The sequence below is a fragment of the Xenorhabdus cabanillasii genome (assembly GCF_003386665.1).
In the GTDB taxonomy this organism is placed as follows: Bacteria; Pseudomonadota; Gammaproteobacteria; order Enterobacterales; family Enterobacteriaceae; genus Xenorhabdus; species Xenorhabdus cabanillasii.
In genome coordinates, this window is record NZ_QTUB01000001.1 from 1147441 (window position 1) to 1166775 (window position 19335).

21 protein-coding genes and 1 pseudogene are annotated in these 19335 nt (G+C 39.7%); 8 read left to right on the forward strand and 14 right to left on the reverse strand.

Annotation, left to right across the window (positions count from 1 at the left end; genetic code table 11):
• Positions 1 to 68 precede the first annotated feature (68 nt).
• The 5 genes from trmB (at position 69) to BDD26_RS05675 (ending at position 4004) form a co-directional block, all read left to right on the forward strand.
• Complete coding sequence (gene trmB, locus BDD26_RS05655; protein WP_115825804.1) at positions 69 to 788, forward strand: tRNA (guanosine(46)-N7)-methyltransferase TrmB; 720 nt, start codon at positions 69 to 71, stop codon at positions 786 to 788.
• A complete protein-coding gene (locus BDD26_RS05660; RefSeq protein WP_038263336.1) occupies positions 788 to 1114 on the forward strand; it encodes a YggL family protein in 327 nt (108 codons plus the stop codon). Before trmB ends, BDD26_RS05660 begins: the two co-directional genes overlap by 1 nt.
• A 46-nt stretch (positions 1115 to 1160) precedes the next feature.
• A complete protein-coding gene (gene glsB / locus BDD26_RS05665; RefSeq protein WP_115825805.1) occupies positions 1161 to 2132 on the forward strand; it encodes a glutaminase B in 972 nt (323 codons plus the stop codon).
• An 80-nt stretch (positions 2133 to 2212) separates the two neighbouring features.
• Entirely contained in the window at positions 2213 to 2935 is a 723-nt protein-coding gene (locus BDD26_RS05670; RefSeq protein WP_115825806.1) for a DUF2884 family protein, read from the forward strand.
• 124 nt (positions 2936 to 3059) lie between these two features.
• Positions 3060 to 4004, forward strand: a complete 945-nt coding sequence (locus BDD26_RS05675) for a siderophore ABC transporter substrate-binding protein (protein ID WP_115825807.1) — start codon at positions 3060 to 3062, stop codon at positions 4002 to 4004.
• Positions 4005 to 4127: 123 nt separating this feature from the next.
• Here the strand turns inward: BDD26_RS05675 and hemW are convergent, their stop codons facing one another.
• The 5 genes from hemW to BDD26_RS05700 are packed head-to-tail and all read right to left on the reverse strand — an operon-like array spanning position 4128 to position 8034.
• Complete coding sequence (gene hemW, locus BDD26_RS05680) at positions 4128 to 5258, reverse strand: radical SAM family heme chaperone HemW (protein WP_115825808.1); 1131 nt, start codon at positions 5256 to 5258, stop codon at positions 4128 to 4130.
• Positions 5251 to 5844, reverse strand: coding sequence for an XTP/dITP diphosphatase (locus BDD26_RS05685; protein WP_038263322.1), 594 nt, complete (start codon positions 5842 to 5844; stop codon positions 5251 to 5253). Before BDD26_RS05685 ends, hemW begins: the two co-directional genes overlap by 8 nt.
• Positions 5845 to 5872: 28 nt before the next feature.
• Positions 5873 to 6436 carry a YggT family protein gene (locus BDD26_RS05690; protein ID WP_038263320.1) on the reverse strand — a complete coding sequence of 188 codons (564 nt, stop codon included), beginning with the start codon at positions 6434 to 6436 and terminating at the stop codon, positions 5873 to 5875.
• A gap of 33 nt (positions 6437 to 6469) precedes the next feature.
• Complete coding sequence (proC, locus tag BDD26_RS05695) at positions 6470 to 7291, reverse strand: pyrroline-5-carboxylate reductase (RefSeq protein ID WP_115825809.1); 822 nt, start codon at positions 7289 to 7291, stop codon at positions 6470 to 6472.
• A gap of 26 nt (positions 7292 to 7317) precedes the next feature.
• The gene (locus tag BDD26_RS05700) at positions 7318 to 8034 is read right to left on the reverse strand and encodes a YggS family pyridoxal phosphate-dependent enzyme (protein ID WP_115825810.1); all 717 of its coding nucleotides are present in this window, start codon (positions 8032 to 8034) and stop codon (positions 7318 to 7320) included.
• A gap of 22 nt (positions 8035 to 8056) precedes the next feature.
• Here BDD26_RS05700 and BDD26_RS05705 point away from each other — a divergent pair, with 22 nt between their 5' ends.
• Positions 8057 to 9073, forward strand: a complete 1017-nt coding sequence (locus tag BDD26_RS05705) for a type IV pilus twitching motility protein PilT (protein ID WP_038263313.1) — start codon at positions 8057 to 8059, stop codon at positions 9071 to 9073.
• Between the two features lie 54 nt (positions 9074 to 9127).
• On the opposite strand, the gene ruvX is transcribed toward BDD26_RS05705, so the two are convergent.
• The 4 genes from ruvX to rsmE all read right to left on the reverse strand — a co-directional run bounded on the left by ruvX (position 9128) and on the right by rsmE (position 11940).
• Complete coding sequence (ruvX, locus tag BDD26_RS05710; protein WP_038263311.1) at positions 9128 to 9550, reverse strand: Holliday junction resolvase RuvX; 423 nt, start codon at positions 9548 to 9550, stop codon at positions 9128 to 9130.
• On the reverse strand, positions 9550 to 10113 hold the full coding sequence (locus BDD26_RS05715; protein ID WP_038263309.1) for a YqgE/AlgH family protein: 564 nt from the start codon (positions 10111 to 10113) through the stop codon (positions 9550 to 9552). Before BDD26_RS05715 ends, ruvX begins: the two co-directional genes overlap by 1 nt.
• A 126-nt stretch (positions 10114 to 10239) precedes the next feature.
• Positions 10240 to 11199 (reverse strand): glutathione synthase, encoded by a 960-nt coding sequence (gene gshB, locus BDD26_RS05720; RefSeq protein WP_038263307.1) that lies wholly within the window; start codon positions 11197 to 11199, stop codon positions 10240 to 10242.
• Positions 11200 to 11208: 9 nt separating this feature from the next.
• Positions 11209 to 11940 carry a 16S rRNA (uracil(1498)-N(3))-methyltransferase gene (rsmE, locus tag BDD26_RS05725; protein WP_115825811.1) on the reverse strand — a complete coding sequence of 244 codons (732 nt, stop codon included), beginning with the start codon at positions 11938 to 11940 and terminating at the stop codon, positions 11209 to 11211.
• Positions 11941 to 12298: 358 nt separating this feature from the next.
• Between rsmE and BDD26_RS05730 the strand changes: the two genes are divergently transcribed.
• Positions 12299 to 12829: a prepilin peptidase gene (locus tag BDD26_RS05730; protein ID WP_244922669.1), complete on the forward strand. Its 531-nt coding sequence runs from the start codon at positions 12299 to 12301 to the stop codon at positions 12827 to 12829.
• Positions 12830 to 13157: 328 nt separating this feature from the next.
• Here the strand turns inward: BDD26_RS05730 and BDD26_RS05735 are convergent, their stop codons facing one another.
• The 4 genes and pseudogenes from BDD26_RS05735 to BDD26_RS05750 all read right to left on the reverse strand — a co-directional run bounded on the left by BDD26_RS05735 (position 13158) and on the right by BDD26_RS05750 (position 16028).
• Positions 13158 to 14051 (reverse strand): DMT family transporter, encoded by an 894-nt coding sequence (locus BDD26_RS05735; RefSeq protein ID WP_115825812.1) that lies wholly within the window; start codon positions 14049 to 14051, stop codon positions 13158 to 13160.
• 270 nt (positions 14052 to 14321) lie between these two features.
• A pseudogene (locus BDD26_RS20785) lies at positions 14322 to 14861 on the reverse strand (DUF6024 family protein); the annotation flags it as partial.
• Between the two features lie 106 nt (positions 14862 to 14967).
• Positions 14968 to 15318, reverse strand: coding sequence for an NUDIX hydrolase (locus BDD26_RS05745; RefSeq protein WP_115825814.1), 351 nt, complete (start codon positions 15316 to 15318; stop codon positions 14968 to 14970).
• A gap of 26 nt (positions 15319 to 15344) precedes the next feature.
• The gene (locus tag BDD26_RS05750) at positions 15345 to 16028 is read right to left on the reverse strand and encodes a hypothetical protein (protein ID WP_038263294.1); all 684 of its coding nucleotides are present in this window, start codon (positions 16026 to 16028) and stop codon (positions 15345 to 15347) included.
• 503 nt (positions 16029 to 16531) lie between these two features.
• On the opposite strand from BDD26_RS05750, the gene BDD26_RS05755 reads away from it, so the two are divergent.
• Positions 16532 to 17398 carry a LysR family transcriptional regulator gene (locus BDD26_RS05755; protein ID WP_072022006.1) on the forward strand — a complete coding sequence of 289 codons (867 nt, stop codon included), beginning with the start codon at positions 16532 to 16534 and terminating at the stop codon, positions 17396 to 17398.
• Positions 17399 to 18347: 949 nt separating this feature from the next.
• On the opposite strand, the gene BDD26_RS05760 is transcribed toward BDD26_RS05755, so the two are convergent.
• Positions 18348 to 19178 (reverse strand): MBL fold metallo-hydrolase, encoded by an 831-nt coding sequence (locus BDD26_RS05760; RefSeq protein ID WP_425330437.1) that lies wholly within the window; start codon positions 19176 to 19178, stop codon positions 18348 to 18350.
• Between the last annotated feature and the right edge of the window lie 157 nt (positions 19179 to 19335).

Here is a 19335-nt window from a genome sequence, read left to right on the forward strand (position 1 = left end):
GTACATAACGCCTCGGATGCCTGAGCAAATGCCTTTAAAACTGATAGAAAGTACCAATAGACAGTACCATGATAAATAACGTAATTTCACCGGAATATGATGAAAATGGCAGGGCTTTGCGCCGTGTCCGCAGTTTTGTGCGTCGACAGGGACGGTTAAGCACTCGTCAGCAGCAAGCACTTGATAATGTGTGGCCGAAGATGGGAGTGGATTATCAGCCAGAATTGCACGATCTGGCAGTAGTGTTTGGTCGTGCTGCCCCTGTTGTGTTGGAAATTGGTTTTGGTATGGGGGCTTCTCTGGTCACGATGGCAAGTCAGAACCCAGAGAAAAACTTTTTCGGGATAGAGGTTCACGCTCCGGGAGTCGGTGCGTGTCTGGCTTCCGCACAAGATGAAAATCTCAGCAATCTGCGTGTGATGTGTCACGATGCTGTTGAAGTGCTGGAAAATATGGTCCCGGAACAGAGTCTGGAAATGGTTCAGTTGTTTTTCCCTGATCCATGGCATAAAGCCCGCCATAACAAACGTCGAATTGTGCAGCCTGATTTTGCTCAACTGATCAGAAGCAAACTGAAAATTGGCGGTGTATTCCATATGGCGACGGACTGGCAGCCATATGCTGAACATATGTTAGAAGTTATGAGCGAAGCCGAAGGGTATCGCAATATATCGGAAAATGGTGATTATGTACCACGCCCTGATTCACGCCCTGTTACGAAATTCGAGATGCGTGGTCATCGTTTAGGGCATGGTGTATGGGATCTAATGTTCGAGAGGGTAAAATAATGGCTAAAAATCGTAGTCGTCGTCTGCGTAAAAAACTGCGCATTGATGAATTTCAGGAATTGGGTTTTTCAATAAAGTGGAACTTCCCGGCCAATACCTCAGTTGAGGTTGTAGATAGCACAGTTGATACTTTGATTGAAGAGTTAATAGAGCCAAATGGCCTTGCTCTGGATGCCAGCGGTTATTTGCAGTGGGAAGGTATTATCTGCTTGCAGAAAATCGGCAAATGTACCGAAGAGCATCGTCAGTTGGTTACTAACTGGTTGAAAGATCGTGGTATGGAAGAAGTTGTTACATCAGAATTATTTGATGTGTGGTGGGATTGATTCGCTGTTGTATTAAAAGTTGCGTTTTAAACAACAATAACGCTGTATGCAGGGGCTCCTTGTGAGTCCTTTTTTGTCTGGGGAAAAAGTGGTGAAGGTAAGGTTCTCTAATTCATTATTGGCAGATATCTTAGATGAAGTACGCCCTTTGATTGGCCAAGGAAAAGTAGCAGATTACATTCCCGCTCTGGCAGAAGTTCCAGTAAATAATTTTGGGATGGCTATCTGTACGGTTGATGGACAGGTTTTTAAAGCAGGAGATGCAGAAAAACGTTTCTCCATTCAATCCATTTCCAAGGTGTTAAGCCTGACATTGGCAATGACACGCTATAAGGAAGAAGACATCTGGCAACGGGTGGGTACAGAGCCTTCGGGACAACCATTTAACTCATTAGTGCAGTTGGAATTGGAAAAAGGTATTCCCCGCAATCCCTTTATTAATGCAGGAGCATTAGTTATCTGTGACATGCTGCAATCACGTTTGAGTGCGCCTAAGCATAGAATGCTGGAGTTTGTACGCAGCCTCACAGGGCAAAAAGCTATTGGCTATGATGATATTGTTGCCCGCTCAGAGATGGAACATTCCAGCCGTAATGCCGCAATTGCTTACTTGATGAAGTCATTCGGTAATTTTGAAAATGATGTGCTCACAGTACTGAAAACTTATTTTCAGTACTGCGCCCTGAAAATGAATTGTGTTGAGTTATCTCAGTGTTTTATTTACTTGGCTAACCAAGGGCGAATGATAGATTCCGGTCAGCAAATTTTAAGTCTCCGACAAACTAGACAGATTAATGCCCTTATGTTGACGTGCGGTATGTATGATGGTTCAGGTGAATTTGCTTTCAGGATTGGTATGCCCGGGAAATCGGGTGTTGGCGGAGGAATTGTCTGTGTGGTTCCGGGGGAATTCACTGTCACGGTGTGGGCTCCTGAACTGGATCGTTCGGGCAACTCTTTGGCAGGTTGCGCAGCACTGGAAAAATTAGCCGGACGTATCGGACGCTCTATTTTTTAATTTGAAACCTTAGCAGATAGTTGCAGAAGCCCTATGATGATGAGTAAGGGATCGCAAAGCCGAGGATACCAGGAGAAAGTATGTTACAAAAAATTGTGATTACTGCATTGCTGTTCTTTGTTACTCAGGCACAAGCGGGTTCAGAATGCCAGACAACACTTAAAGATGACATTATTGTTACACCAGAATCTGTCCAGATTATTGGTGAAAATGGCAATCTGAAAATTCTGCCTGATGGCTTTGTGTTCCGCAACGGTAAGGCATTGTCGCTGAATGTTGATCAACGTAGTAAAGCGAAACAGTATCAGCAGCTTGTCCGTCAGGATTTACCCTGGGTGAAGAAAGAGGCTTTAAGTCATTTAGCAGGCGCGCGTCAGGCACTGGATAAAGTTGTTGCTGAAACAATGGGAAAAGATAGCAATATTCGTGTCCGCTTGACCCAATTGGAATCTGGCTTGAATAAGCAAATTGATAAGGTACTGGAAACCCGCCCCAATGGTATTACCTTCAATTATCAGGCAATCAAACAGGCAGAAACAGAAGGGCAGAACCTTGTCCAACAGAGCTTGGGCGGTATTTTGCAGGACAGCATTAATGAAATGAGCCGTAAGACGGGTAATCAGAATGGTGACGGCAAACAGATGCTAATGTCTCTCCTCGGTGGACTGGGAGGCGCGCAAAATGGCTTTGATGCAGAATGGAAAAAGCAGGAAAAAGAGCTGAAACGCTTTAGAGGAGAGGTGTGTAATAAAGCTGATAAGCTGGAACAGTTACGTACCAACCTTTTGAATTCCATCAATTAATCACAATATGGTTTATATCAAATAAGAATCAATATGAAATTGATTCTTATTTGATTGACATCTTATGTTTGGCCCCTAGAATGCAAATCACTTCTTTATTCACATGATTAATTCAGGTGCCACAATGAAAAAGATCCTGCCGGTTGTTTTAGCCTCATTGTTTTCTGTCACTAGCCATTCCGCATTTAGCCAGCAATCCATAACATTTACGCCAAATTCAGTAATAGCTCAGTCTGGTGAGTATGTCACAATAAAACATCTTTCCGGTGAAACTAAGGCCAAAAAAAGCCCTGGAAAAGTGGTCTTATTTGATTTTGGTGCTTACGATTCCATGGCAAAGTTAGGGTTAGCTGAACGTGTTATTGCATTGCCTGAGGAAAGCTTGCCCGAATATGTGCGCAGTAACGTATCTGAAAATGTGCATGATGCCGGAGGAATGAAATCACCAGATTTAGAAAAATTGGCTGAAATCAAGCCGGATTTGATTGTGATCACCGGGCGTCAGAGATCTTTTTATGATCGTTTATCGCAAATTGCACCAACTGTAGATTTAAGTACGGACAGTAAAAACTACCTGCCATCTGTGGAAAGTAACATTAAGTTATTGGGTGAATTATTTAATAAACAGGATGCAGTGAAAACTCATTTGGCTGATTTGGAGAAAACCATTGCGGTAGCGCAGGAAAAAGCAAAATCGTCAAATAGTAAGGCACTGGTTTTATTGCATAATGCTGGTGAATTATATCCGAATAATCAAGCAATTGTTTACAATGTGGTAAAAACAAAACGTGCAGAATTGCCGCCTAAATCAGATAACGATAAGAGCCGCGTTGTTACACCAGAAATGATTGCGCAGGCAAATCCTGATGTGATTTTTATTATCGATCGCAGTAAAGCGATTGGGGCAGGGGAACTGACAAAAGCCCAGTTTGAAACTGAACAGGTAAAATCAACTAATGCTTATAAGAATGGCAAAATAGTTTATCTGCAATCTGATTTATGGTATCTGTCTGGCGGTGGGTTAGATAGTTTGACACGTCAGGTTAATGCCGTTGCTGATGCGTTGTAATCATATACATTAGTCTATATTTTCTCTCACATGATCAAATAAGGCTGCTCCTTTGGTTTCAGGTGCAGCCTTATTTTTATAAGAACGATTTTTACCAGAATGGTTTTCCACAAGAACTGCTTTCTACAGGAACAATTCCAACAGTGAATTCAGGAATAGTTTACCGTGCTTAGTAATTTGCCAATGTGTATCGCTTTCAGTGATATAGCCTTTCGCCAGCGCCATATCGATTTGTGGGCGGATAGCGTTTTCTGGTAATCCAGTAAAGTGGCTGAAATCTTGCTGTGGCATTGCTTCCAGCAGACGAAAACGGTTCATGAAAAATTCAAATGGACGATCTGCATTATCCACCTGATTTTGTTGATCCAAATAACGCCCCTGCATATAGCCACGCGGGTGTTTGGTTTTCACTGTACGCAGGATACGCCCATCTGCAAACGAGATCTTTCCATGCGCACCACAGCCGATTCCCAGGTAATCACCAAAACGCCAGTAGTTGAGGTTATGCTGACATTGATAGCCCGGTTTGGCGTATGCTGATGTTTCATACTGCTGATAGCCTGCCGATGTTAATAATTGATGACCTTGAGAGAAGATATCCCATAGTGCATCATCATCTGGCAGAATTGGTGGGCGGGAGCCGAAACTAGTATTGGGTTCAATCGTCAACTGATACCAGGACAGATGAGGGGGAGAAAGTTCAATGGCCTGGCGCAAATCGTTCAGCGCTTCATCCAGTGTCTGGTTAGGCAAACCGTGCATCAAGTCCAGATTAAAACTACGTAATCCAAGTCCATCCGCTAATCGTGCCGCCCGTTTAGCTTCTTCCGGGCCGTGGATACGCCCTAAGCGGATCAGTTTATCAGAGCCGAAGCTTTGTACCCCTATTGAAATCCGGTTAATACCCGCTTGTTGATAGGCACTGAAACGATCAGCTTCAATAGTTCCCGGATTAGCTTCCATTGTAATTTCTGCTTGTGGGGAAAGTGGCAGTGAATCCCTGACCCCATCAAGCAATCGTTGCATTCCTTCAGCGCTTAGTAAGCTAGGTGTACCACCGCCGATAAAGATCGTCGATACCTCACGACCATCAACCATGGGCAGGTCATTACGTAAATCAGCCAGCAGATGTTCGACATATTCCTGATGTGGTACATCCCCCTTTAACGCATGTGAATTGAAATCACAATAAGGGCACTTCTGTACACACCAGGGAATATGAATATAGAGACTAAGAGGTGGTAATTTAAGCATTACGCATAGCTTCCAACAGCATTTTCAAGGCTTGCCCACGATGTGAAACAGCACTTTTTTGCTCACGACTCAGCTCTGCTGCTGTACAGCCAAATTCAGGTACATAAAAAATGGGATCATAACCAAAACCTCCACTTCCGGCAGGCTCCCGGGTGATAACACCAGACCAGCGACCGTGGAAAACCAGGGGAGTTGGATCTTCTGCATGATCTAAATAGACCAGAACGCAATTAAATTGTGCCTGACGTTGTTCGTCAGGTACATCGCGCATAGCTTCCAGCAGTTTTTCCAGATTATCTTGGTCGGAGGCATCAGCTCCCGCATAACGGGCTGAGTAGATGCCCGGAGCACCACCTAACGCATTGACTGACAGCCCTGAATCGTCAGCAATGGCGGGTAAACCTGTGACAGCCGCAGCATGACGAGCTTTGATGATGGCATTTTCAATAAAGGTCAGACCCGTTTCATCTGCCGAGTCCACGCCTAATTCAGTTTGGGCTACGATATCCAAACCAAAGTCAGCCAGCAAACCAGCCAGTTCACGTACTTTGCCTGCATTTCCCGTAGCGAGAACAACTTTCTGCATTGTTATTATCCAATTAATTTATTATTTATTAACCAATTAGGGCCGGAACTAACCACGCCAAAACATCATAACGAAGAGCGTTTAGCGCATACAGGATCAATATAACAATCATGGCTGAGAAATCGATCCCCCCCATTGCAGGGATAATCCGACGGATCGGCGCCATCAGTGGTTCTGTCAGTTGGAACAGAACATAATCAACAGGATTACGTCCCTGGCTGATCCAACTCAATAATGCGCGGGCGATGACAAGCCAAAATACCAATTTTCCGGCGGCGGTAAGCAGTTCGATTAGCCCGAGCAGGAATATCATGGCAGAAGGCAGTAAGAATTGTCCTGCTGCTAACCAGAAAGGGAGTAACATTTTGATAAGGACAAGCAAGTAAGCTAAAACAACTGAGGCTGTATCAATGGGGCCAATAGCGGGAATAACTCTGCGCAATGGGCGCACTACAGGTTGGGTAATTTTGACGATAAATTGTGAGAATGGATTATAAAAATCGCAACGTGCCCACTGCATCCAGACCCGAAGCAGTAAAACTGCGGTGTATAAGTCCAGAACCGTAAAAAAGAGAAAGTTTAAGAATTGCATGTAGCAGCCCTGATTAAATTACATTTGATTGATTTAAAATAATTTTTCCATTTCCTGCGCCCGGCGGATTGCTCCTTGCATGGCTTGGGATACAATTTCCGGCAGATTGCTTTCGTAAAAAATACGTAATGCTTCAGCGGTTGTCCCCCCTTTAGATGTTACCTGTTCGCGCAGGAGAGAAAAAGGAAGTTCTGTCTGTGATTCAGCAAGTTTAGCTGAACCAATGGCCGTTTGCAGGACAAGTTCTCTGGCTGTCTGGCTGTCAAAGCCCAGACGTTCAGCTTCCTGCTGCATCGATTCCATAAACAGGAAGAAATAAGCCGGGGCACTTCCTGCAACCGCAATAATATTGTTGATACGATCCTCATCCTCAACCCAGCAGATTTTACCGACACTATTCATCAATGATTCAGCAAATTGGCGATCAGACTCGTTGACCTGTTCAGGAGCGAACATTCCGCTGATCCCTTGCCCAATCAGAGCAGGGGTATTTGGCATGATACGGATAATATTGAGATTATCTTGCAGAAATGAGTAAAAGCGGGAAACAGGAATACCGGCAGCAATGGAAAGAACGAGTTTTTGGTCGAGATTTACCTGTGAACGCAAGGGGCCACAAACTTCTTTCATCATTTGAGGTTTAACTGCTAACACAATAACATCTGCCTCTTGAGCATAGCGAATATTGTCACTTTGGCTGTTAATACCATATTTTTCAGCCAAAACATCACGACGAGTCGTACTTGGTGAGCAGACAGTGATAAGTTCGGCAGGATAACCTTTTTTGACCAATCCGGCGATGATGGCATGAGCCATATTTCCAGCACCGACAAAAGTGATTTTTTTATTTTCCATGAATAATCACCTCGAATATTATCTGGTTAATTTTGTTCAGTTAATTTGGCAGAGCTATATTGGCGGGCACCGAAAATTGCTGTTCCAATACGTACTAAAGTTGAGCCACAAGCGATAGCTGCTTCCATATCATCAGTCATTCCCATAGAAAGTGTATCTATTTGTGAATATTGTGCCTTTAATTTAATAAATGCTTGTTCCATTTGGCGAAAAACGTCTGTTTGTCGTTCAAAATCACTTTCTGGGGCAGGGATAGCCATCAAACCACGCAATACCAGATTAGGCAGGGAATTAATAATTGCTGCCAGTTCCTCCAGTTCTCCCAAAAGAATACCTGACTTACTGTTTTCCCCGCTGATATTAATTTGGATCAGGACATTCAGTGGGGCCATATTTTCAGGTCGTTGTTCGCTCAAGCGCCGGGCAATTTTCAAACGGTCAACCGTATGACACCAGTCAAAATGTTCGGCTACCAGACGGCTTTTATTAGACTGCAAAGGACCGATAAAGTGCCACACTAAATCGTCGTGGTTAGCAAGCTGTTGAATTTTTTCAACACCTTCCTGAACGTAATTCTCACCAAATTCCCGTTGGCCTGTAGCTATAGCTTCTGTGATGGCTTCCACAGGTTTGGTTTTACTGACTGCAAGTAACGTAATTTCTTCTGGAGAACGTCCGCATTTTTGAGCAGCAAAGATGATGTGGTTCCTGACATCGTGAAGATTTTGTTCGATATTGTGCATAAGAAACTCAGGAGATTAAAAAATGAATATGGAAAAATTAGTGGCCCTTAGTGTAAAGCATAATGCTTCCGATCTGCATCTTTGTGTCGGTCAAGTGCCAATTTTGCGCATCAATGATATGTTGTATCCGCAAACACAACTATCAGAAATTGATAGTAATTTCATTATGGCATGGAACAAAGCAGTATTGTCCGAAGAACAGCAGCAACAGTTACGGATAGTCGGACATGTCGATTTTGTCGTAGAAATGCCGGATAAACGGCGGCTAAGAGGAAATCTATTCTATCAACAAGATCATATTTCATTGGTGTTACGGTTAATTCCTGATAAGTGCCCGACGTTGGAACAGCTATATGCTCCAGAAATTATTCAGCACCTTATTTTACAGGAAAAAAATAATCTGACAGAAAATGGCTTGATATTAGTGACAGGAGCAACCGGAAGCGGTAAATCGACAACATTGTCAGCAATGATTAATGCTCTCAACAATCACGTCAGAAAACACATCGTCACGTTGGAAGACCCGATAGAATTTGTGCACCATAGCCGGAATTGTTTGATACAGCAAAGGCAAATCGGGAAGGATGTACCAGATTACCAAACTGCATTAAAAGGGGTATTACGGCAAGATCCTGATGTGATCCTGCTTGGAGAATTGCGCGATAAGGAAACGATCCGATTAGCGTTGACAGCTGCTGAAACCGGGCACCTGGTTCTGTCAACGCTACATACTCGCGGAGCAATTCAGGCCATAGATCGTCTGGTGGATGTTTTTTCCGCTGACGAAAAGGGATGGATATGCAGTCAACTGGCGGGTAGTTTAAAGGCGGTCATTGCCCAACAACTTCTTCCTGCTAAAAACGGAGGCAGGGTGGCTATTTATGAAGTTCTGGTCGTCAACCAGGCAGTCAGCCATTTGATCAGGGAAGGAAAAAATCACCAGATAGCAACACTAATGCAGACAGGATCTGCCTGCGGTATGCAAACTTACGAGCAAAGCCGCCAACAACGCAAATCGTCGGGGTTGCTAGTGGAATAATGGCATGATGGAAAATTCATCATGACCAGAATTCACAGTGATCGCTGTTTTTGGCTATGAATACCGTTGCTCAAACCAGCTTTCCAGAATGACGACAGCAGAAGCGGAATCAACTTTGCCTTTATCAAGAGCACGATATCCACCATGATCAAACAAGTTAGATCGTGCTTCTACCGTGGTTAGGCGTTCGTCGTGTAGCTCAACCTGAACGCCAAAACGACCGTGTAAACGGTTAGCAAATTTGCGTGCCTGTGCTGTAACCAGTTGTTCTGTACCATCCATATTGAGTGGCAGACCAACAATGACCAGATCGGGTTGCCATTCTTTGAGGAGCTTTTCAATCATATCCCAATTGGGAGAACCTTCTTTTGCTTTGAAAGAATCTAATGCTCTGGCTGTGCCGGTTATTTCCTGCCCGATAGCTGCACCAATACTACGAGTACCAAAATCGAATGCAATCACTGTGCGGTTTTTCATCAGGCATGTCCTGCTTGTAATGCGAGATTGTAGATATTAATTCCCAGCAAGGATGCGGCTTCACGCCAGCGGTCGGCAACAGGGGTATTGAAGATAATGGAAGCTTCTGCACTGACGGTAAGCCAGCTATTTTCCATAATTTCTTTTTCCAGTTGGCCTTTTTCCCAACTTGAATATCCAAGAGTCATTAAAACATTTTTCGGTTGGCGTGGTGTACCTAGTGCTTCCAGCATATCTTTGGAAGTGGTAATCATCGTTTCATCAGAGATTTGGATGCTGGAACTGAAGCCGGATTGTGGTGTGTGTAAAATAAAACCATGCTCTTCAGACAGTGGTCCGCCAGCCATTACAGGCTTTTTCAGATTGATATTATCGTCTCTGTCTTCGGGGGCGATACCCAACTTTTTCAAGATCCCTTGAATAGAAATCTGAGCTATCGGTTTATTAATAATTAACCCCATTGCCCCGTTTTGATCATGTTCGCAGATATAAACTACAGAACGATTGAAATAAGGATCAGTGAGCGAAGGCATGGCGATGAGAAAATGATGCTGTAGATTCATGTGATTTCTGATAGTTATTTTTACAGTGAGTTATTTTTTTAATGTATGAATAAGTTGGCCCACACAGTATGTGGGCTCACATGATAAATGGCAAATGCTGTCAGGAAATGGAAGCTATTTAACCGATTATACTGTCTGTTTTTCCAATCGTTTTTCAATCGCATCCATTAACATGCCTGTAACCGAGATTTCAGGGAAAGCGGCTTCTATTTCACGTACACAAGTTGGGCTGGTAACGTTGATTTCAGTCAAACGGTCACCAATGATATCAAGCCCAACGAAAATTAATCCTTTCGCTTTTAAGACAGGAGCGACGGCGCGTGCGATAGCCCGGTCACTTTCTGACAGTGGACGAGCTTCTCCACGCCCGCCTGCTGCAAGGTTACCACGGGTCTCACCCTGAGCGGGGATACGGGCAAGGCAATAAGGCACAGGCTCGCCATCAACAACCAGTACTCGTTTATCTCCATCCTTAATGGCTGGCAGAAAATTTTGTGCCATACAGAAGCGGCTGCCATGTTCAGTCAGGGTTTCAATAATCACACCGATGTTCGGATCATCTTGCTTCAGGCGAAAAATGGAAGCACCACCCATACCGTCCAGTGGTTTAAAAATAACATCACCATGTTTTTGGTGAAATTCACGCAGAGTTTTTGCGTTGCGAGTTACCAGAGTATCTGGTGTCAATTCAGGGAACCATGCGGTAAACAGTTTTTCATTACAGTCACGCAGGCTCTGTGGTTTATTGACGATCAGGCTGCCCTTGGCTTCAGCTCTTTCCAGAATATAAGTGGCGTAGATATACTCAGTATCAAAAGGAGGGTCTTTGCGCATCAGGATAACATGCAGTGTATCGAGGGCAATATCCTGTTCGCTGCCAAACTGATACCATTGTTGAGGGTTCTCTTCCACTGTAAGCAAACGGGTTCGTGCACGACCTTCTCCCTGATGCAGATAGAGGTCATTCATCTCCATGTAATGGATTTCCCATCCGCGTTTCTGTGCTTCTAGCAGCATGGCAAAACTAGTGTCTTTCTTAATTTTGATGGATGAGATTGGATCCATCACTATACCGAGCTTGATCATTCTTTCTCCTTAACCCAGATCACCAAAACGCACTTGTAAAGCTGTAATTGCAGTGAGTGCCGCAGTCTCTGTCCGCAGGACGCGAGGGCCTAACAGGATATCAGTAAATTGGTGATTTGCCGTCATTTCTATTTCTTCGGCGGACAATCCCCCTTCTGGGCCAATCAACAGACGAACTTTTTTCACTGGCAATGGCAGTGTATTGATACTTTGGCTGGCTCGAGGATGTAAATTTAATTTTAGGCTGCTATCGTTTTCTGCACACCATGTTTCGAGTGACATAACTGGACGGATTTCAGGGATCTGATTGCGTCCGCATTGCTCACAGGCAGAAATTGCGATTTTTCTCCATTGTTGTAATTTTTTTTCCAGCCTTTCTGCATCCAGTTTCATACCACAGCGTTCAGAAAGTAATGGCGTAATAGTATTAACGCCTAATTCAACGGATTTTTGAATTGTGAATTCCATTTTTTCACCACGGGACATGACTTGCCCCAGATGCAGATCCAATGGTGATTCGCGGTTAGACAATTTGCCTTCAAGGATGCGCACTTTGACTGCTTTTTTACTGGCTTCAGTAATTTCTGCATCAAAAATCTGATTACTACCATCAAAGAGTTGCAACTGTTGTCCATTACTCATTCTGAGCACACGGCCAACATGATTGGCTGCATCATCACTCAGGTTGATTATGGTTCCTACAATGAGTGACTCAGGATGATAGATGCGGGGAATTCGCATATTTTTTCTTTCCTTCTTTTTTCCGGACAGTTCCTTTCCAGATAGTTCAGATATAGCCTAGCGCTATAGCATAAAGTTGATTTATCGCCATGATAAATGAGCGCTGATTGCATGATCAAGCTATCTCTCAGACTAAAAGAAACCTGAGGTACAGTTGCGAGCTGGCTCGCAGATTTATTGCATCATGACTGTTTTAATGCGTTTTTCATTGCCAATAACCTGAACGGGAATTTAATATTCACCGTGTTCTGATTAATATCAGAAAATAAATAAGGAATATCGTGTGCCTTGTGGATTTCAAAGTGTAGCCCAAAAGCTGCAATTTGAAAGACGTCGGGGATAACAGGGATGTTATTTTATGGAAACTATATTGAACATTCTCATGGATGAGAAAAATGAATGGCCCAATAATTTAGTCAGTATAAATGAAATAATCATTTTATTTTTCTGCATTGTTTTGTTTTTCTTAGCAGTTATCGATATAAAAACTTATCAGCTACCAGATATTTTCACTCAACCTTTATTATGGCTTGGATTGGTACTTAATAGTAATAATGATGTAGTTCCAATAAAGAGTGCGATATATGGCGCCATATCAGGGTATTTATTTTTATGGGTATTATATTGGTTTTGTTGGTATATGTTGAAGAAAGAGGGGATAGGTTACGGTGATTTAAAGTTGACTGCCGCAATTGGTGCATGGATTGGTGTAGAAATGATACCCGTGTTGATGTTATTGGCTTCATTATCTGGTCTATTAGGGTTTGTTATGATTTGGCTAAAAAGAAAAAACTATCCTGAATTTATCGCTTTTGGGCCTTATCTCTGTTTTTCTGCCATACTCTTGATAGTTTTTAATTTGCATAGAAACAGTGTGATTCAACTTTAATAACATTAGATAGTTATCACAAAAAAGAAAATATGCAACATTTTTATGTTTGTTACTGTAGTGGTATATAGGAACAGTTATGGTTGCCGAATGCCAGGGATCTTTTTACAGGACAGTCTATTGAACTTGATTGATGTTAGATAAATTATATGGATACTGACTCAATTCGAGTTGATGTTCATATAAGTTATTTAAAATATAAATAATATTACAAAATTGTAGATAACTTCCTTACTTCTCGCGGCGCGTGGAGTAAGGAATTTCCAAAAATTGAGTGTATCACTATGATGAAAACCTATTTAATTCCTGCTATTATGTTAAAATTAACTTATTTTTTTGCTATTTCTGACTGTAATATTCGGATGGAATGTATACTATTCGCAATTAAGGCAGTCAGAATAATACCACCACCTATAAGTGTATAAATATTTGGGCGGTCGCCAAAAACAAGCCATATCCAAATTGGGCCAAATACTGTTTCTAGTAGAAGGAAAAAACCAAGATGAGAAGAAGGTATTAATTTTGAAGACTTAGCAATCAAAGTTAGAGCCAAGAATACAATGACAGAACCTTCTATTAAAATTAGGAAAAAATTGAATAATGAAATATCAAAATTAATATCAAAGTAAAGATATAACAGTATAAAAGAAAATATTGCGCCAATGGAAGGTGTTAAAGATAAATCCTGTTTACTAACGCGTCCAACAACGAAAGCAGCAGCCATAGACATCGCTGTTAATAAAGCGCTAATATCCCCGAATGATACTGAAAAATCAGCACTAGAGCCAGACATTACAATAGTTACTCCAGCTATCGAAATAACGAACGCCAATATTGTCATACGGTTTACAACTTCTTTAGTGACAAACCATGAAAGTATCGCAGCCCAAAGTGGAGCGGTACTGATTATAAATAGCATATTTGCGATAGACGTTGTCATTGCTGAAACAGGAAATAATATTGCTGATAAACCATAAAAAAAAGAGGCCAGAAAAAAATCCTTACCATATTTTTGGGTTTTTTTACTTTTATTTTTTCTTTTAAGTAAAGAAAAAAATATAATAATTATCATGGGAAGGGACATAGAAAAAGAGCGCCAAAATGCAATTTGCTCTGGGGTAAAGTTTATGGCTCGTATAAGTACGGTATCGAAACTTAGAATGGTTCCACCTAAAAGAGCAAATAGATAACCTGTTTTGGCTATATGATTTATATTGTTCATAATAACTCTTTGATATATTTAATTAATTTAAAATTACAATTTACTGATGCTGAATTTATTGTTCCACTCTTATAGCAACTGAATCTGTAAATCATTGCTCCTATTTTTTTCATAGTTATAACAGATTTTTTATTGCAAGGTGATTTATCTAAATCAAAATTAGACTGTAAAATAATAAATGGAGTTTTAGATTGCAAAGGTGTAATGCATTTAAATCCTAATTTCTCTAACTCATTTGCCTCTTTATTCGTTAAATCGAAATAAGCAATGTTAAAAAAGCTTAGGATCGTCTATGAATCTATTCAGAGCATCATTATATGATCTGAGATCAACCGTGCCAGATTCAGATATTTTGGCAATATTAGATATTTCGGGATAATGATCTTTATTTTGAATGCAAAGAACCCCTATTCCTGCCTGAATAGCCAAGTGTTTATGTAATGGAAAAAACACTATCTTAGAGGAAATGGCTGCTTTGTGATGCCATATAGTACCTATTGACTGAGCTGCGTCTAAAACGAAGTCAGCATTTTTTAGTGAACAAACTACCCCGGTCTGAGGGTCAATATGTGTTAATAGAGGTATGGAGTATGGAAAATAACTAGTTGTGATATTATCATATAGTTTATAGCAACCTTCTTCAATGGATATAGAAACCGAATGCCTGTTTAACCCATAGATGACATTCAGTAAACAGTGAGTACTATTATTCAGCAAAAATATTTCTTCGTGTTCTAAACACAGATGTTTTCTGAGGTTTTGTTTTATTTCTTTTCTGATTGTGCTTAACTGTTTATAGTAGTTGTTATCACTGTTATTTTTGAAAACTAAACTCTGAAATTTTTGAGTTTATCGACGAATCATCTAGATAATTCATTATTCTATCAAACCAATATTTTTGAGCTTGGGAATGATGCTATTTTTTAAAAACGCTTCCTATTTGTATTTTTTCTGCTTCTTTTGATGTAATCCATTTTACATCAATTATTTCTGAACATGGAAAAGGCTCCCCGATTATATCGATCAACCATGAATTAATTTCTATTGATTCCCCTTCAAAAGCCGATTTTGCGTAGTCGATACTAAAATGAGTAGGATTGGTAAATGTGACTCCAATTTCTTCCTGAATCTCACGGATCAAACATTCAATTTGAGTCTCATTTTCTTCAATTTTACCGCCTGGCGATATGTACATGGAGGTTTTATGTTTCCTGACTACAAGTAATTTTTTATTGTTGATAATTATTGCCGCACATTTTCTGATCATAAAACCTCTGTTAGATCTAAGTTATTTTATAGATGATTTTGGGCTGTATTGGTTACGATACCACCAGTAAGAAACTCAATGATATCTCTGCATTTGGCTTCTTTTCTCTTTAGGTAATTGAGAATTGTTTCATCAGAAGCTGTAGTGAAGCTATCTGCGAAAATCGAAATACCTTCCAGAGATTTAGTGGAGATACCTGCTTGCAATAAGCGGTATTTTACATCCTCCTGTGATTTAGCAAATTCATATATAGGGCTATTGTATTCAATCCCGTATTCTTTCATAAATGCCACAAAATATTCTTTCGCTATTAGCCGCTGCTCAGGAAAATCTTTTTGATAATGAGTAATACCATCATTAATAATTTTTATTCCATTTCTCATACAATAGTCAATAACGTGTGCATGAATTGCAATCTTTTCACCGAGAAGTACCAAATTTTTTTTATCTTTTAATATGTCTTCTTCTAAATTTTCAATTGCCAGAGTTCGGAAAGAGCCACTTATATCTTCAATATTATGTCTGATTACGAGTTCACCAAATCTATCTTGCAGCTCTTGTACTCGATGCTTAAGAATTCCCCGGTGTAGTGAACAGCCGCTGCTGGCGGTGAATAAATGAACAGGAATATTTTGTAACATAAGATGTACTGCGACCAGAGTGCTATCTCGTCCACCTGTAAACATGACCAGTTGAGCTTGTATATTCATTTTTTATTCCTTATTTTTTTCATTGTTATATAGTTTTATAAAAAGAATCTGCTGTAATGGATTTATCTTAATCGTCTGGGATATTAAATTTATTAACAGATGAATAAAAAAAGTATTTCAATAATATTTCCCATGATTATGGAATAGTTAAATTATTCTTTTACTGTTTTTTATTAATATGTGTACATTAAATGTTTCACCCAATGACCCTTATCCTTCTAAGCTTAAAAATGAAATATTCTGAATGGTTTTTAATTTAATAGATTATGTTTGTGAAATGTTAAACATGGGGAATTTTATTGTAAGGAGCATAACTCTATCCTTAAATAGTTATTCAATTTTGTAATTACAAAATTGCTAACACGACTATTAATATTCTTTTTAATTGTCTTTTTCTATTTTAATAATGTTCATAGAACAATATGAAATAATCTTATTCTGCTTGATTATAGATATCAATCTTATTATACTAAACTCATCGTTTAGATAATCTAGACTATATTATGAGAAAAATTCCTCCGCTAAATGCGCTTAAGATTTTTGATATTGCAGCTAGATACAAGAGTTTCTCTAGTGCAGCCTCAGAAAACCATATGACAAAAGGTGCTATTAGCCAGCAAATAAAAGTATTGGAAAATTGGTTCGAATTTGAGTTATTCAATAGGACAGCCAACGGTATTGAGCTGACAGATAACGGCTCTAATTTAATGAAAACATGCAATCTGGCTTTTTCTATTATTGAAAGGCAATGTGAAGACTTAAAAAGAAAAAGTAATTACCGCAACGAGATAATTATTGGCTGTTCCAGTAGCTTACTAAGCTACTGGTTTTTACCCAAGCTATATGGTTTTTTTAGTGCTGATAAAAAATTCACTCTAAATTATAATTCTCAAGCATCATTTCAAAGCATTATAAATGGAGAAGTTGATTTCTTTATATCAGGAGAAAAAATATCTAATTATAGTTTTATTGACTATGAATTACTATATAAGGATGAAATTGGTTTAGTCTGTTCTGTGGAGTACAAAAAGAAAATATTTAATAATGACTTCGAAGAAATAACATTACTTCATTCTAAAAGTAGGTATTCAGCTTGGAATGAATGGTGCTGTTTATCTAATATTATACTTAATGTGTCAAATGAGATAATATTTGATAAGTTATCTTTAGCTTTGGATGCAGCTAAATTAAATTTGGGTGTAACTATTGCACCTAAATTTGTAGTCGAAAATGATATTGATAAAGGTTTATTGTACGCCCCATTTGGTTTTTTGAATTGTAGTTCAGGAACTTATTTATATACTAGAAATAATCTTTCCAATGATAAAAAAACAATTATTAATGAAATAATCAGTAAAGTGAAAGGTTAACCGTTGTTTAAAACAATCCGATTGTAAATATTCCTAATAAAAATATGAAGAAGTTCATGTTTAAATAAATTCTCAAGATACGACATGTTTATGCTTGCGACAGTAGTGGTATGCAGGGGTGATTATGGTTGCTGAATGCAAAGAATTTTTCTGCCGGGTAATTTATTAAACTTGATTGATACCAATAACAGATAGTGGGGAAATAAAAAGTGGCGGAGAGAGCAAGATTTGAACCTGGTGTACGCATTCCGCACATGGTAGATGTTAAAAGCATCTAATGTACTCAACTGCTTTTTGCATACGATGGATGTTAAAAGCATCCAGTAGGCTTGGGCAGCTTATCCTGCATAACACGCTAGACGTTGGAAGCATCTAGTGGGTGTAGGCAGCTCATCTTGCATGCGCTAGACGTTGGAAGCATCTAGTTGGCTTTAAGCAGGTCACCTTGCATAACCTAGATGTTAAAAGCATCTAATTATCTTAGGCTGTTTGCTTATCTCTCCGCCGACACCAAATTTAAAAAAAGTGAGATTTTTATTCAAGCGGATTTATTTAATTATGGCCTATTGATCACAACTTAAATTCATTAATTATTTTAGATCTTAAAAGGGAGGTAAATATCATATTAATTAAGACGATTTTATGTTTATCTAATGGTTTTTTTGTTATTTTTTTCTATTATCTTGTTAAGTTTTGTGTGAAGGTTAATATAAAGCATTAAAGTGGTTTTTGGAACAAATGTTATCACTAATTTGTTCTGATACTTTATTTTTTGTTAGAACAGTTGGGCTGAATGGTTGAGAGAGTTTATTTTATTCGTTAGTCTTTTAAGTTTTATAATTGTAGTGTGAGATATTTTGAGTCTTATGTTGGATGAAAGTACTTATTCAAAAAATGTCTATCCTAATAAAATATGGGTGCTACTTTTCGTAACACCCATATTTTTAATTTATTGAGGCCACTTCATTTCGCCTTTTAACACTTTGGCACTTAATTCAAGACTGGATTCATCAGCAAGATTTGGGTAATGTTTTTTCATTGCTGAAATTAATGCTTCTGAATCTTTTGCTTTTGGTAATTCTTTTTCCAGTGTTGTCAGATAATTTTGGGTAAAATTTACTGATTCCAATGTCATTGATGAATTCCCCAGATAATGACCGGGAACCACAGTTTCAGGTTTCAAGCTTTTGATTCGCTCTAATGTCTGCATCCAGTGCTGGCGTGATGATTTAGTCTGAGTATCAGCAATCCATACATGGATGTTGTCAGAAACAGTTACACCTCCAACAACCGCTTTTAATTTCGGGATCCATACAAAAGTACGGTCTGCGGCAGGGCCATCTAAGCCTTCAACAATCAGTTTCTCACCATCTACGGTAAAGGTATTTCCTTTCAATGGCTCAGGCACAATAATTTTCTTGGGTGCTTGATCTTGTAGGATGCCTCCCCAATAGATCAGTTTACCATCTTTGGTTTCTTTGATAGCTTTAATCGTTTCAGGTGAGGCGATCACTTTGGCATCAGGGAAAGCTTCAGTGATCACATCAAGGCCGAAATAAAAATCAGGGTCAGATTGGCTGATGTAGATTGTTGTCAGTTTTTTACCGGTCTTCTGGATCATTTTGACCAGTTCTTGAGCGTCGCTTTTTTTGAATTGTGCATCGATCAGTACAACTTCATGTTTGCCACTGATGATTTCAGAAGAGACCGGGAAAATGCCGGCTTCGCCCGGATTGTAGACATCTAACTTAAGATCGGCAGCTTGAGCGAATGTCCCCATTCCCAGAGAGAGTGTTGCAGCCAGAACAGTATTTCGTATTGTTTTATGAGCCATAATCGAATTCCTATATACAAAAATGCTTATTTGCTTGAGTGACTCGTATAATAGATTGCATATTTCGATTTAAAAATCCCATAACTGGCAATTATTTGTTGCA